The organism is Streptomyces sp. NRRL F-5126, from assembly GCF_000721265.1.
GTDB lineage: Bacteria > Actinomycetota > Actinomycetes > Streptomycetales > Streptomycetaceae > Streptomyces.
In genome coordinates, this window is record NZ_JOFZ01000004.1 from 25,257 (window position 1) to 39,905 (window position 14,649).

Consider the following 14,649-nt stretch of genomic DNA (forward strand, 5'->3'; position numbering starts at 1 on the left):
CTGCTTTGTGCTAGGAGAATACCCAATCGAAGGCCGTCGCGCAGTAGAAATCGCGGCCAGCGTGGAGCGCTCAGTGGCGTCCGGCGGCCTCGCCGCCGGCGAACTTCTTCCGCCCATGCGGGACTTGGCGGCACGCCTCGGCGTGAATCCGAATACCGTCGCCGCGGCCTACCGCACGCTGCGGGAGCGCGGCGTCATCGAGACCGCGGGGCGCCGCGGCAGCCGTGTCCGCGACAGGCCGGCCAGCACGTCCCGCGGCTCGCTCGGGGTGGACGTGCCGCCGGGCGCGCGAGGCCTGGCCGACGGCAACCCCGACACCGCCCTGCTGCCCCCGCTGCACGACGCGCTGGCCGCGGCCGCGCGCGGCAACGCCGAGCACCCGCGCCTCTACGGGCGCAGCTCGGCCATCGACCCCGGCCTCGCACGCCTGGCCCGCGCGGGGTTCGACGCGGACGGAGTCCCCGCGGGGCCCACGGGCGTCGCCTCCGGCTCCCTCGACGTGATCGAGCGGGTGCTCGCCGCACACCTCAAGCCCGGCGACACGGTGGCGGTCGAGGACCCCGGCTGGGGCAGCCTCCTCGACCTCGTACCCGCGCTCGGCCTGCGGCCGCTGCCGGTGGGCGTGGACGACGCGGGCCCGCTGACCGCCGACATGGCGCATGCCCTCGCGGCCGGCGCGCGCGCCGTCGTCGTCACCGACCGCGCGCAGAACCCGACGGGCGCCGCCGTGACCGAGGCGCGCGCCGCCGAGCTGCGCGCCCTCCTCGCGAGCAGGCCCGACGTGCTGCTCATCGAGGACGACCACGGCCACGCCATCGTCGACCTGCCGCTGCACCCGCTCGCCGGGAGCACCGCCCACTGGGCGCTGGTGCGCTCCGTCGCCAAGGCGTACGGACCCGATCTGCGCCTGGCCGTCTTCACCGGCGACGAACTCACCGTCGACCGCGTGATGGGGCGCCAGCGCCTCGGGCCCGGCTGGGTCAGCGGCCTGCTCCAGCGCGCCGTGGTGGAGCTGTGGGAGTCGGCCGCCGTGGACGTGCCGGCGGTCGCCGCCGCCTACGGCAGGCGCCGCGACGCGCTGGTGCGCGCCCTGGCGGCGCGCGGCGTCGCGGCGCACGGGCGCAGCGGGATGAACGTGTGGGTGCCGGTGTCCGACGAGACGGGTGCGGTGGCGCGGCTGCTGCACGCGGGGCTCGTCGTCGCGCCCGGCGCGCGCTTTCGCATCGCGGCGCCGCAGGGCCTGAGGATCACGGTGTCCACCCTCACGGCCGCCGACATCGAGCCCGTCGCCGACACGGTGGCGGCGGCCGTGAGCCCCGCGCCCGCCCGCAGCTTCGGCTGACGCGGCGCGGCGCGGGGGCAGGCGGCGCGGCTCAGGCCAGCGAGATCGAGCCGCCCGAGACCTTGATCTGCTCCGGCGGCAGCGGGCTGGGAGCCGGGCCGCCCTTCACACTGCCGTCCGCGATGCTGTATTCGCTGCCGTGGCAGGGGCACTTGATGAGGCCGTCGCTGATCGACGCCACCGTGCAGCCCTGGTGCGTGCAGACCGCGGAGAACGCCTTGAACTCGTTCGCCTTCGGCTGGGTCACGACGACCTTCCGGTCGGCGAAGATCTTGCCGCCGCCCTCCGGGATGTCCGCCGTCTTCGAGAGCACGTCGTCCCCGCCCGACGCCTTGTCCGACGGCCCGGAGGAGCCGGAGCCCGATCCGGGCGCGGAACCACCGGCGTCGGCGGGACCGCTCGCGCTGCTCGAACCGCTCGAACCGCCGCCGCATGCGACGAGTGCCGCGCCGAGTCCCGCCGTTCCCGCCGCGGCGACCACGGTCCTGCGTGTCACGCCGCCTGCGGCTGTGTGCGTACCCGTCATGGTGGTGCTCCCCTTCGCGTGGCGAATGCGGCCGGCGCGGTCGCGGCCGGGCCACCCGTTGGTACGGGGCCCGGCCGCGCCGCGTTCACCGGGGAGCGAAAGATCACGGTCAGGAGGCGGCGATGCCCTCGCCGCCGACCGCGTTCGGCACCGTCACCGAGCCGACGTCCGTGAGCGAGCCGTCCGCGTGGACGCGGAAGCCGGTCACGCTGCCCGTGGTGCCGACCTGGGCGTAGAGGAACGTGCCGTCGGAGCTGACCGCGAGGTCGACGGTGCCCGCGCCCGAGGGGGTGTCCCCGATGTGCGTCAAACGCCCGTGGCGCTGCGCGAAGCCTGAGATGGTGCCGCTGGCCGCGTTGCCGGTGTAGAAGAAGCGGCCGTCCCTGACCACCCAGCAGGTGGCCTGCTGGCCGGTCGCGGCCTCGTCCACCTTCGTCAGCGAGCCGCCTCGCCGCACGGCGAAGGTGTCCAGCGAGTTCGCGGACGCGTCCGCGACCACCGCCCGGCCCTCGGCGTCGAAGGTGAGCGCGAACGGCGCGCCGCCCGAGGGCAGGACCGTCGACGTCGGCCTGGCCGACATCCCGAGCAGGCCGACGCGGAAGACGGCCAGCGTGTTGTTCGCCTTGCCCGCGACCACGATCTTCGAGCCGTCGGGCGTGAACGACACCTGGCCGGGCGTGCCATCACCCTTGATCCCCAGGTCGCGGTGGAGGGACGGCACGCGCACGAGGCGGCCACCGATGTTCAGGTAGCCCTGCACGGACCCGCCGTCCAGCGCGTTGAGCACGTACACGCTGCCGCCGTGCACGGTCACGCTCACGGGGAAGGAGCCCCCGGTGGACACGGTCTGCTCGCGCACCAGCCGGTCGCCGCGCACGGCGAACACGGTGAGCGTGTCGCTGCCCGCGTTGACGGCGTACAGGCGCCGGTGGGCCTTGTCGTACGCGAGGGAGCCCTGCGACGCGAGGTGGTCGGGCCCGGTGCCCTCCTCCTGGCCGCCGAGGCCGCCCGTCGCGTAGGTGCCCGCCCTCGTCAGCGATCCGTCGCCGGCCCGGTCGTAGGTGACGACGGCGTTGCCCTTGACGTCGTCGTTCTGCACGAACACCACACCGTGCGCGGCGGGGGCAGTGTGGTGGGGCGTGTGCGCGGATGCGGGTGCCGCGAAGAGGGCCACGGACGCCAGAGCGGCGGCGGAGGCACCGGCCAGCACCGCGGCAGGCTGCTTTCTCATGAAGTGATTCCTCGAAGCGAGAGCGACGGCACCGGTGACCCGGGCCGTACAGGGCCTGCTTGGCCCCGTCGGACCTTTCGTGTCGCCCCGTCCCGCGTGCTTACCCCGAACGGGTCTTACGGATGTCTGACGCGCTTCACCCCCGCGGCGTCCACGGGTACCCGGCCAGGATGCGGGCCGTTGCCGCGTGCAGAATCCGCGGGCCGTCCTGGGTGAGCAGGGATTCCGCGTGGAACTGCAGGGAGGAGAAGTGCGGTCCCCGCAAGGCGTGGATCTCGCCCGTCTCCGGCGAACGGCTGATCTCGACGGGACCCACGCCTTCGCAGTCGGCCTTGTCCTCGCCGCTCCAGGCGGCGAACGCGTTGTAGAAGCCGACACGTTCCAGGTCACCGAAGAGGTCGATCCGTCTCTGCACACCCTGGTTGGGCACGTCACGCCGTCTCAGCGGGAAGCCGAGACGGGCGGAGAGGACCTGGTGGCTGAGGCAGACCGCCAGGAATGGCCGCCGATCGGCCAGCAACCGGTCGATCGCGCCCTTCAGATGGGCGATCTTCGGGTGGTTGCGCTCACCCGGGTCTCCGGGGCCCGGGCCCATGACCACCAGGTCGGCGGCGCCGAGGTCGTACGGCTCGTCGTAACGGCGGACGGTGACATCGAGCCCCAGCGCGCGCAGTTGCTGGTCGAGCATGTGCGTGAACGTGTCCTCGGCGTCGATGACGAGCGCCGTGCGGCCGGCCAGTACCGAGTCCTGGTGGGCGCGGGCGGAGCCGTCGCCGAGCCAGAACCCGGAGATCGTGTCGTTTCGCCGTGCCAGGGCAGCGCTGATGTCCGGGTGGTCACCGAGGCGCGTGTCGGAGCCGTTCTCCAGCGCGCTGAGCAGCCCGGCGGCCTTGGCCCTGGTCTCCTCGACCTCGGACCACGGGTCCGAGTGCCGTACGAGCGTGGCGCCCACGCCGATGCGCAGCCGGCCACCGCCGTCGATGTCGGCGGCACGGATGAGGATCGACGAGTCGAGGGTGCGCTCCCCCTTTTCGTCGTGCCCGACGAGTGCCACGACCCCGCTGTAGTAGCCGCGGCCCGACGGCTCGTGGCGGCTGATCACCCGGCAGGCGCTCTCCAGGGGACTGCCGGTGACGGTGGGCGCGAACATGGTCTCGCGCAGGATGTCGCGCACGTCGCGGCCGGTACGTCCCTCGACGAAGTACTCGGTGTGCGCCACCCGGGCCATTTCCTTGAGGTGCGGCCCCGTGACCCGGCAGCCGTCCCCACAGATCCGGGCCATCATCTTCAGCTCCTCGTCGACGACCATGTAGAGTTCGTCGGTCTCCTTGGGATCGGCGAGGAACTCCATCACGTCGGGCAGGGACGGGCCGCCGGCCGGGTAGCGGTAGGTGCCACTGACCGGGTTCATCACAGCCACCCCGCCGTGCACGCTGATGTGCTGCTCGGGGCCGGCGCCGACCAGGGTGCGGTCCCCGGTGTGCACCAGGTACGTCCAGTACGCGCTCTTCTCGCGTTGCAGCAGCCGCCGGAAGAAGCAGAGGGCGTGTGCGAGCGTGTAGTCGTCGATGTCCGCGACGAGCGAGCGGTGGATGACGAAGTTCGCGCCCTCACCCTGGCCGATCTCGTCCTGGACCACCCGGCGCACGATCCCCGCGTACGTCCGGTCGTCCACGTCGAAGTGCTGACCGGTGACGCCCATGTGCACCTCGGGAATCCTGCGTACCACCTCGGCCGCGGTCATGACGCTCTGGTCCGTGACGGTCATGGCCAGCAGGGGCTCACCGTCGTCGACGCAGTCGAAGCCGCGTTCCCCGATCTGCCGGTAGGGGAGCAGTGCGAGCACCTCGTGGGCGGCGCCCCGCCCGCCCGCCGACCGCCCGCGTAGGGGCAACTCGGCGAGGGAGCCGAGCGTGGCGAAGTCACCTGTCACCACCTCGAGCAGGTCAGGGCTCACCGTCCTGGGCCGGTGCAGCAGCGCGAAGGGCGGCGGATCCGGAGCCAGGACGCGATCCAGCAGGTCCTGCGGTGCGGGCATCTCCTGCGTGGTCATAGGGCCGGAGCCCCCGTATCCACGCCGAGCGCATCGACGGCGGTGTCGGTGTCGAGCACCACCGCGCAGCGCTCCGCCGCGTACCGCAGCGCACTCCGGTGGTGTTCCTCGGAGAAGTCGGCGACGGCGTCGGCGACCAGGAAGGTCTCGATGTCGTGGCTGAACGCCTCGACGGCCGTCATCAACACTCCGACGTGCGCGTACACGCCGCACAGAACGAGCTGGTCACGGCCAGAGGCCCGTATCCACTCCAGGAGATCGGACCGCACGAAGGCGCTGTAGCGCCACTTGGTGAAGGTCCGGTCGCCGGGGGCGGGCGCCAACGCGTCGACGATCTGCCGGTCTTCGAGCCCCGTACGCATCCCGGGTCCCCAGAAGTCCCTCAGCAGCCCTCGCTGCCGCTCGTCCATTCCCCCGGGCTGCGCGGTGTACGCCACCGGTATGCCGGAAGCGGCACAGCGGCCGCGCAATCGCGCCGCATGGGCGATCAGTTGATCCCGGGGCTCGCCGGATGGGAGGGCGTTGACGAAGTAGCGCTGCATGTCGTGCACCAGCAGGACCGCGCGGCGCGGATCGGGCACCCAGGGTGCCGTGTTGCTGGGCAGGTCGCCTGCCGTGGGCATGCGATACGAGTGGACAGTGGGTATGCCGGACATGGACGTCTCCCGCGTGATCGGGCATTCCGGTCGCCGGCTGTCTCCCCGGCGACCGGAACAACAGTGTGCGTGTGTACTTGCGTGCCGGCGCCGCCGTCGGGACGTCGGGATCAGACGCCGAGAGAGGCGCCTCCGTCGACGGTGAGGGCGTGGAGTGTGATGTGTGAGGCCTGGTCGGAGAGAAGGAACACGACCGAGTCGGCCACGGTGGCGGGGCTCGCGACCCGCCCGAGTGGGATGCCCACGCGATACGCGTCGAGCCGGCCTTCGACGGTCCCCCGGCGGTCGGACTCGTCCCGCCACATCGAGGTGAGCATCGGCGTGTCCGTGGAGCCGGGTGCCACCACGTTGCAGCGGATGCCGTACCGGGCGACCTCAAGTCCCAGGCACTTGGTGAACATGGTCGCGGCCGCCTTCGACGCCGCGTAGGCGGCCATGCCCGTGCGGGGCGTGCCCGCCGCGTTCGACGCGACGGTGACGATCGCACCCCCGGCGCGCTCGACCATCCGGTTGGCCACGGCGCGTGACACCTGGAAGACGCCGGTGGTGTTTACGGCGAACGTCCCGGCCCAGTCCTCGTCGGTCAGTTTCCGCGCCTCGCCGAGCCGCAGCACGCCCGCGGCGTTGACGAGGTAGCCGACCGGCCCCAGGCGGTGTTCCACCGCGTCCACCAGCGCCTCGACCGATTCGGCTGAGGTCACATCGGCCACGAACGCCTCGACGGCCGCACCGGCCGCGGAGGCTCGCCGCACCGTTTCGCCGAGCCGGCCGGCGTCCCTGTCGACCGCGGCCACTCGCACTCCCCGCTCGCCCAGGCCGCGGACCACCGCCGCTCCGATGCCGCCTGCCGCACCGGTGACTATCGCTGTTTTGCCCTTCATCCCTACGGACCTCCGTTGACTTCGTCCACGTGGTGCTCGGCCGGGAAGCGACTCCGGGGTGGATACGGCACGCCTCGTGGCGCGACTCGCCCACCTCGCTCATCCGCGCCATTCGGCGGCCACTTGGAGGGCCTGCTCCGGATTGAGCCTCGGGTCGCACAGGCTCGTGTACTTGTCCCCGACCTGGTCGAGGCCCGCTCGGTCGGCCACGCACTCGGTGACATTGTCGGGAGTCGTCTCCAGGTGAAGGCCGCCGGCGACACCGCCGGCCGAGCGGACCGCCGACTGGAACTCCCTGACCTCGCGCAGCACCGCATCGAGGAACCTGGTCTTCAGCCCGTCGGGGCCGCTGACCGTGTTGCCGTGCATGGGGTCGGTCAGCCAGACCACCGGATGACCGGCCGAGTGGACCGCCTCGACCAGCGGTGGCAACCTCGCCGCCACCGCGTCGGCGCCCATCCGCGCGATGAGAGCCAGCCGCCCGGGTTCGCGCGCCGGGTCCAGGCGCTCGCACAGGGCCGCCACCTCGCCGGCTGTCGTCGCGGGTCCCACCTTGCAGGCGACCGGGTTCACCACTTCGGCCAGGAGCGCCACTTGGGGGCCGTCCAGATGACGTGTGCGCTCGCCGATCCACGGCCAGTGTGTCGAGGTGAGCAGCAGGCGTCCGTCGTTCGTGCGCCGCAGCAAAGGCAACTCGTAGTCGAGGACGAGCGCCTCGTGGCTCGTCCACACTCGCCGGTCCACGTGCGGCGTCGCCGCCGTGCCGTCGGTGGCGCGCGCGTGGCCGCCCTCGCCCGGCCATCCGAGCAGTGCCATCGCGCTGCGCGCGGCCTCGTAACACACCAGCATGCGGTCCGGGTCGTGCACACGGTCTTCGGCCCGGGGCAGTGGACTGTTCACCATGTGTCCCCGGTAGACGGGTAGTTCACCATCGCCCACCGGTTCGGTCGGACGCGAACGCGGTTTGGCGAACTGGCCTGCGATCCGGCCCACCCGCACGACCCGTCGCGACGTGGACCTCCTGACCACCTCGGCCAGCGCGTCGAGCAGCCTCGCCTTGCGTGCCACGTACCCGGGCGTGCACTCCGCGGGGTCCTCCGCGCAATCGCCCGCCTGGAGCACCCGGACTTCGCCCGCCGCGACGTCCGCGAGCAGGCCGCGTAACCTGTCGGTCTCCTCGACGCGGACCAGCCCCGGAGCCTCGGCGAGCCGCCGTCTCACCAGGGTGAGTCGCCGTCTGTCCGCCCAGTCGGGCTGCTGCCGCGCCTGACCCGGATCCGGAGACGCGATCAGCGTGCCGGACCCGTCAGCCATGCCTGACATCCCATATCCCCCGTTGGATCGATCGGTCGTACTTCGTTCGGTCAGCCGCCGGTGACCTGGTCGAGCAGGTCGTCCCACACTCGGGGAGCGGGTGCCGCCTCGGCACGCCACGCCACATGGTGATCGGGCCGTACGAGCACCAGCGCGCGCTCCCAGGCGGCCCGCACGGCTTCGTCGTCGACCGTGAGGAGTGCGAACGGCAGGCCCTTGCGCACCGCCTGCGCCACCAGATCCTTGCCCCGGTTCTCGCCGGAGAGGTCGACGAGGGTGTATCCGGCGCCCAGCCGGTCGAACAGCGGTGTGCCGTCTTCCAGTGCCAGGTTCGGTGCCCTGCTTCCGGGCACGGTGCCGGGGACGATCGAGTGCCACTGCCAGCCGGGCTCCGCGCCGCCCTCGTACCGGATGACGGGGGAGGCGGTGTAGTGGTAGCCGAAGTGAATGCCCAGGTTGTCGATCTGGAACCGCTCCTTGTCGAGGTAGGCGGCGAGTTGGGGAGAGGACGCGCCGGCAGCGGCCAACTGCGGGAAGCGCATCCACACGGCCAGGAGGTTGGCGCACATCTCCCGGTTGAACAGTGCGACCGGCCGGCGTTCGGCCTCGTAGGAGCCCAGCAGGCGTGGGCCCGCCCAGCCGCCGAGCGTGGCCGCGAGCTTCCAGCCGAGGTCCACGGCGTCGCCCAGACCCGTGTTCGCGCCGTGTCCGCCGGTCGGGTAGAACTGGTGCGCCGAGTCGCCCGCGAGGAAGACCCTCCCGGCTCGGTACGAATCCGCGACGGCCAGCCGCCCGTTCCAGTACGCCACGTTGAGGACCTCGTCCACCGCGAAGTCGATGCCCAGCCGCTCCTTGACGACGGCGAGCGGCTCGTCCGGCTCGTCCTCCACGTCGCCGAGGACGAACGTGCCGGTCCAGGTGCGTCCGCCGTCGCGGTTGACGAGCGTCGCCCCGCCCGCGGTGACGGTCAGGAAGAACTTCCCGTTGCGTGACAGCGCCGGGTCCTCGCTGCGGAAGTACACGTCGCAGTGCCGGGTGCTGGGGCCGCTCAGCCGCGTGGTGATCCCCGTGGCGCGCCGTACCGTGCTGCCGCCGCCGTCGCAGCCGACCAGGTAGGAGGCGCGCAGGGAGCCCATCGCACCGTTGACTTCGTCGGACAGCGACGCCGACACCTCGTCCCCATCATCCGTCAGGTCGAGCAGTGCCCAGCCCTCGCGCAGGTCGACCAGGGGGTGCTCGCGCAGCCGCCGGCGCAGGACGTCCTCCAGGAGGGAGCCCTGGAGGCGCTGGTAGGGCTCCAGCGGTGCCGAGCCGTCGCTGATGTCGGCGAACCTGCGGTGCAGGTCCGCAACGGACGGGTACTTCCAGACCGAGACGGGCGGCCTGGCCGGGTCCGCGATCCAGTGGAAGTCGAACGGCTCGTCGGGCGCGACGCCGCGCCGGCGGATCTCGTCCGTCACGCCGAGGCGGCGCAGGAGTTCCATGCTGCGGCCGTTGATGAAGTCCATCTTGGGATGGGCCGAGACGGTGGTGGAACGCTCGACGACGGTACTGCGCGTACCGTGGCGGGCCAGTTCGAGGGCGAGTGTCGCCCCGACCGGTCCGGCACCGACGATCAGGACGGGCGTGCTGTCGGGAAGTGGCGCGTCGTGGTCAAGCACACGGACTCCTGCGGGATCGGCATGGAGAGAGAAGGCGACCGGACGAAGGCCGGCCGGGGCGGGGCCCGGGATCGGGGCCGTGCCCGGCGCACTCGTTACGAGGCCTGGGGCTCGGCGCCGGCCCGCGCGCCGAAGCGGATGAAGCGCGTGAGGACCGCCGCCGTCAGCGCCACGCCGACGGAGCACCACAGCGCGAGCTGCTGGCCGGAGACCAAGGCGTCCAACGGCCCCCGGGCGCCGGCCAGGGCGTGCGTACGGGCGTCGGAGACGGCGACGAGAACGGCGAGCCCGATCGCGCCGCCCGCCTGGTAGGTGGTGGTGGCGAGTCCGGAGCCTGCGCCGGCGATCGGGCCGGTGAGCCCCATGGTGCAGACGACGAAGGACGACACGATGGACACGCCGAGGCCGAACGACCACACGACGGCAGGCAGCACGAAGCCGGTGAGGTAGTTGCCGTCGACGTCGATCACCAGTGCCCAGGCCGCCAGTGCCGCCGCTTGGACCAGGACGCCGCACATGAGGATGTTCTGCGGTCCGAAGCGCAGTACCCGGGGGGCCACCTGTGTGCCGATCAGCATGGCCAGCGGAACGGGCACGTAGGACAGGCCCGCCTTCGCCGGGCCGTAGCCGAGCACCTGCTGGAGGTAGAGCGTGATGATGAAGAAGGTGGAGATCAGCAATGTGCCCACCAGGGCGAAGGCCACGTTGCCGATGACCAGCGGCCGCATGCGCAGCAGCACGGACGGCAGCACGGGGTCGGCCGCGGTGCGCTGGCGGACGACGAAAGCCGCCAGCAGCAGTGCCGCGGCGCCGAACTGGACCAGCGTCGACGTGGCCCCCCAGCCCTGGACGCCACCGCGGGACATGGCAAGGATGAGCATCAGAAGACCGGCCGTGGCGGTGGCGGCACCGACGATGTCGAGCTTGGCGTCCGTATGCGGCCCCCCGGCCGGCAGCAGGCGCAGTGCGGCAAGCAGGATGCCGATGCCGATCGGCACGTTGATCATGAAGATCCACTCCCAGCCGACCGTGGTGAGCAGTCCGCCGAGCACAAGGCCGACCGGGGCTGCCACACCGGCCATGCCCGTGAACAGGCCCAGCGCCTTGTTGCGTTCAGGACCTTCCCGGAAGATGTCGGTGATCAGTGCCAGGGCCGCCGGTGTGACCAGCGCGGCTCCCAGGCCCTGGAACAGCCTGGCGGCCACCAGCTGCCAGTCCTGGGAGGAGAGCCCGCAGCACAGCGAGGCGGCCGTGAAGAGGACGACACCGGTGGTGAAGAGACGGCGCCGGCCGACGACGTCCGCGGCGCGGCCCGCCAGCAGCAGGAAGCCGGCGAAGCCGAGCAGATAGGCGTCGACGACCCAGGCGAGGCCGGTGGTCGAGAAGCCCAGGTCGTCCCGGATGGAGGGCAGGGCGATGTTCACCACCGATGCGTCCATCACCGACATGAACTCGATCAGTGCCAGCACCGAGAACATGGCCCAGGGACTGCGGCCTCCGGCGGTGCCGGCTGTCCCTGACGCCGGGGACCCGGTGCGGCCCGCGGCCCCGCTCCGTTCCGGCGTGGTGTCGTTCGTCATGAGAGGTGTCCCGTTCGTCGTGCCGTCGAGTCATCGAGGTCGTGGGCGGGCCGCGTCACACTCAGGCGGAAGAGGCGGCGTGCTCACGCTGACCCATACTCGGCCGGGTCCCCGTGCCCGGCATCACGTCTTCGCGCCATCCTGCGGGCCCGGGGCGGCAAGCGGGTGGACAACGCGCGGCGGTGGCAGATCGCGTGAAACTGGGATGTCCGCGAAGGCGGGGGGCGGCCATGCTGCGGCGAAAGGCAACGCCGTTTGCCAAGGAACGCACGAAAGGTTCGGCCATGGTCGTCTTCACGCACACCTTGCCGGTCAATGATCCCAGCCTTCCCGAGTACCCGGAGGTGCGGCGGGACGAGCTGTGGGAAAGCCTGGTGCACAAGGCCGCACACCCGGTCTCCTACGTGCCGTCGATCACCTCGGCGGAGCTGCTGGAGGAGTTCGACGGCGGCTTCGTACGGCGCATCATGCTCCGGGGTGACAGCACGATGCCGCTGCGCGAGCGGGTGACGCTGGAGCAGAGCAGCCGCATCGTCTTCACCCAGCTGGACAACCCTTTGCTGACGGAGATCACCAACGAAATCGGTGAGGATGCGGAGGGCCGTCTCACTTTCACGTTCACCGCGACCCTGTCCGCGGCCGGGCTGGAGCGCAGCCGTCGGGAGGCCGGCTTCGTCGCGGAGAACGACCTGCTCTTCTACGACACGGCGGCGGCGACCGTGAACACCGTCCGGCTCACCGCCGGCCGGACGGTGGCCCCGGCCTGACCCTCGACGGGTACGCGAACGCCGCGGTCCCTGAGCCCCGAGGGGGCCGGGCACCGCGACGTTGGCACGACTGCTGCCGAGCCGGGCTACGCGAAGCCCCCGTTCGCGTGGATGGTCTGAGCCGTCAGCCAGCGGGCGTCCTCACCCGCGAGGAAGGCCACGACATCCGCGATATCGGCCGGCCGGCCGAGCTTGCGCAGCGGGGTCTGGGCGATGAGGCCGTCGATGTCGGCCCGCGCCTCGGGAGCCAGCATGTCCGTGTCGGTCGGGCCGGGGGCCACGGCGTTGACGGTGATTCCGCGCTCGCCGAGTGCGTGTGCCAGCGACCGGGTGAGGACCTCCACGCCCACCTTGGTCGCGCCGTACGCGCCGAGGAAGGCGATGGCGGCCGACGGCAGGCCCGCGGCGAGGTTGATCACGCGGCCGCCGTCGCGCAGGTGCTTGCTGGCCTGCTGGTGGGAGAGGAAGACGCTCTTGAGGTTGGTCGCGACCAGGCGGTCGAAATCCTCCTCGCTGATGTACTCCACCGGAGCGGCAGCCACGGTCGCGGCGTTGTTGACGACGATGTCGACGCCGCCGAACTCCTTGATCGCGGCCTCGTACAGCGCGGCCGTGTCGGCCGCGACCGACACGTCGCCCTGGACGGCGACGGCTTTCCCGCCGCCGTCGGTGATGGCTTTCACCGTCTCCTCGGCGGCCTCCTTGTTGCTGTGGTAATTGACCACGACCGCGGCACCCTCGCGGCCGAGGCGCTCGGCCGTCGCGCGGCCGATGCCGCGCGAGGCGCCGGTGACGATGGCGACCTTGCCGTTGAGACTCATCCGGGTTGACTCCTCATCATTACTTCGTGGGCATGTTCTCGGTGGACTTCCACGCGTCGCCGGTTCAGGCCGGCAGGGGTATGGACTGAGCGTGGTGGAAGACGTTCGTGGGGTCCCATGCGGCCTTGGCCCGCTGGAGCCGGGGGAAGTTCTCCCCGTAGTAGAGGTCGTGCCAGGGCACGCCCGACGTGTTCCACTGCGGATCGGAGAGGTCCCCGTCCGCGTAGTTGACGAAACAGCCGTCGTTGACGGGGCCGGGGACCGGCACGCCGCCGGTGCCGGCGTACACGTCCCGGTAGAACTCGCGCATCCACGCGAGGTGGAAGGAGTCCTGCGCCGGGTCGGACCAGAAGTTCACGTACATCAGCTTCATGACGGAGTCGCGCGCGGGAACCGCGGTCGCAGTCGGCGCGACGGAGTTGATCGCGCCACCGTAGGAACTGATCAGGACGAGGGCGCCCGGGTAGGCGTAGTCGGGCCGTGTCAGGTGCCTGTAGAAGGCGGCGACGTGGGCGTCCGTGAAGGTCTTCCGCATGTACGCGGACTTGCCCTTGAAGCGGTTGGTGGGATCGCCGCCGCCGGTGAAGCCGGGCCACTCGACGCCGTGCAGCCACGGGATGGTCCTGCGCTGGTCGACACTGAAGGAGATCTCCGTGCCCTTGTTGACGGCGGCGAGGAAGTCGTCGAGCAGCCGGCCGGCGCCGGGCAGGGACGCGTCGATCTCGGTGGTCAGGGAGAAGGAACCCGCCGCCTTGGGCGCGGGCTTCAGCTGGCTGAACAAGCCCGCGTAGGGCGAGGAACCGGCGGAATTGTCCTCGCACCAGGAACCGTAGTTCTTCATGATCCTGCCGAACGACTGCTCCGTGAGGTCGTCCCACGACCACGAGACGGAGCTCACCAGCTGGGTGGTGGGAGGCTTGGGCAGGAGCTCGTGCGGTTGTGAACCGGTCGCGGACGGCGAACGGAACAGGTAGCGGGTCACCACTCCGAAGTTGCCGCCGCCACCGCCCGTGTGCGCCCACCACAGGTCGTGCTCCGCACCCTGGGAGTCCCGTGTCGCCGTGACCAGCCGGGCCTTGCCGGCCGAGTCCACCACGACCACCTCGACGCCGTACAGGTGGTCGACGATGAGTCCGTACCGCCTGGAGAGCGCGCCGTACCCGCCGCCGGCCACATGCCCGCCGGCGCCGACCGACGGGCAGGTGCCGCCGGGCAGCGTGACGCCCCACCTCTTGTACAGCGCCTCGTAGATCTCCACGAGCGTGGCCCCGGCCTCCACCACGAAGAGCCGCCGGGCGCCGTCGAAAGACACTCCGTTCATCTGGGACAAGTCGATGACGGCCTCTATGCCGTCGCTGACCCAGGGCTCGTAGCAGTGCCCGCCACTGCGCACGGCGACGCGCTTGCCCGCGTCGAGAGCCGACTGGACGGCGGCGACCGTCTGGGCCGGCGATGTCACCAGCCGGACGTAGTCGGGGCTGCCGACCCAGCGCTGGTTGTTCCCGCGGACCAGGTCCGCGTACTGCTGATCCGCCGAAGTGACGTCGTAGGGACCGGCGGCCGGTGTCCTCCGGCCGGCCGCGGGGGCCGCCGCGGCGGCTGTCGTGGCGGCGCCGGACGCGGCCCCCGCCGCGGCCGTGGTCACCAGAAATCTTCGACGTGATATCCCGTTCATGTATTGCTCCCCCATCAAGTACCGCTCGGCCCGCTCCCGGGTGGCTCGAAACGCGGGCCGTGGAAGGCCCAGCCTTGTCAGAGCCGCCCCCGGGCGCATCGCGCTTTCACGTGATCCTCTGCCGGTCGCGGGGGTCATGCCG

12 protein-coding genes are annotated in these 14,649 nt (G+C 71.5%); 2 read left to right on the forward strand and 10 right to left on the reverse strand.

Features of this window, described 5'->3' with window-relative positions:
• The first annotated feature begins 7 nt into the window (after nucleotides 1-7).
• Complete coding sequence (locus IH48_RS0108525; protein ID WP_030901337.1) at nucleotides 8-1,342, forward strand: aminotransferase class I/II-fold pyridoxal phosphate-dependent enzyme; 1,335 nt, start codon at nucleotides 8-10, stop codon at nucleotides 1,340-1,342.
• Between the two features lie 31 nt (nucleotides 1,343-1,373).
• On the opposite strand, the gene IH48_RS0108530 is transcribed toward IH48_RS0108525, so the two are convergent.
• The 8 genes from IH48_RS0108530 to IH48_RS0108565 form a co-directional block, all read right to left on the reverse strand.
• A complete protein-coding gene (locus tag IH48_RS0108530; protein WP_030901338.1) occupies nucleotides 1,374-1,868 on the reverse strand; it encodes a Rieske (2Fe-2S) protein in 495 nt (164 codons plus the stop codon).
• 109 nt (nucleotides 1,869-1,977) lie between these two features.
• A complete protein-coding gene (locus tag IH48_RS0108535) occupies nucleotides 1,978-3,099 on the reverse strand; it encodes a lactonase family protein (RefSeq protein ID WP_030901340.1) in 1,122 nt (373 codons plus the stop codon).
• 136 nt (nucleotides 3,100-3,235) lie between these two features.
• The gene (locus IH48_RS0108540) at nucleotides 3,236-5,152 is read right to left on the reverse strand and encodes an anthranilate synthase family protein (RefSeq protein ID WP_051839412.1); all 1,917 of its coding nucleotides are present in this window, start codon (nucleotides 5,150-5,152) and stop codon (nucleotides 3,236-3,238) included.
• Complete coding sequence (locus tag IH48_RS0108545) at nucleotides 5,149-5,808, reverse strand: isochorismatase family protein (RefSeq protein WP_030901345.1); 660 nt, start codon at nucleotides 5,806-5,808, stop codon at nucleotides 5,149-5,151. Before IH48_RS0108545 ends, IH48_RS0108540 begins: the two co-directional genes overlap by 4 nt.
• Before the next feature lie 110 nt (nucleotides 5,809-5,918).
• A complete protein-coding gene (locus IH48_RS0108550; protein WP_030901347.1) occupies nucleotides 5,919-6,689 on the reverse strand; it encodes a 2,3-dihydro-2,3-dihydroxybenzoate dehydrogenase in 771 nt (256 codons plus the stop codon).
• A gap of 99 nt (nucleotides 6,690-6,788) precedes the next feature.
• A complete protein-coding gene (locus IH48_RS0108555) occupies nucleotides 6,789-8,003 on the reverse strand; it encodes a 3-deoxy-7-phosphoheptulonate synthase (protein ID WP_030901348.1) in 1,215 nt (404 codons plus the stop codon).
• 50 nt (nucleotides 8,004-8,053) lie between these two features.
• On the reverse strand, nucleotides 8,054-9,664 hold the full coding sequence (locus IH48_RS0108560; protein ID WP_030901349.1) for an FAD-dependent monooxygenase: 1,611 nt from the start codon (nucleotides 9,662-9,664) through the stop codon (nucleotides 8,054-8,056).
• A gap of 95 nt (nucleotides 9,665-9,759) precedes the next feature.
• The gene (locus tag IH48_RS0108565) at nucleotides 9,760-11,244 is read right to left on the reverse strand and encodes an MFS transporter (protein WP_051839414.1); all 1,485 of its coding nucleotides are present in this window, start codon (nucleotides 11,242-11,244) and stop codon (nucleotides 9,760-9,762) included.
• A 284-nt stretch (nucleotides 11,245-11,528) separates the two neighbouring features.
• On the opposite strand from IH48_RS0108565, the gene IH48_RS0108570 reads away from it, so the two are divergent.
• Nucleotides 11,529-12,011 (forward strand): SRPBCC family protein, encoded by a 483-nt coding sequence (locus IH48_RS0108570; protein ID WP_030901351.1) that lies wholly within the window; start codon nucleotides 11,529-11,531, stop codon nucleotides 12,009-12,011.
• A gap of 86 nt (nucleotides 12,012-12,097) precedes the next feature.
• On the opposite strand, the gene IH48_RS0108575 is transcribed toward IH48_RS0108570, so the two are convergent.
• Entirely contained in the window at nucleotides 12,098-12,832 is a 735-nt protein-coding gene (locus tag IH48_RS0108575; RefSeq protein WP_030901352.1) for an SDR family oxidoreductase, read from the reverse strand.
• 64 nt (nucleotides 12,833-12,896) lie between these two features.
• Nucleotides 12,897-14,477 (reverse strand): FAD-binding oxidoreductase, encoded by a 1,581-nt coding sequence (locus IH48_RS0108580; protein WP_324604293.1) that lies wholly within the window; start codon nucleotides 14,475-14,477, stop codon nucleotides 12,897-12,899.
• Nucleotides 14,478-14,649: the final 172 nt, after the last annotated feature.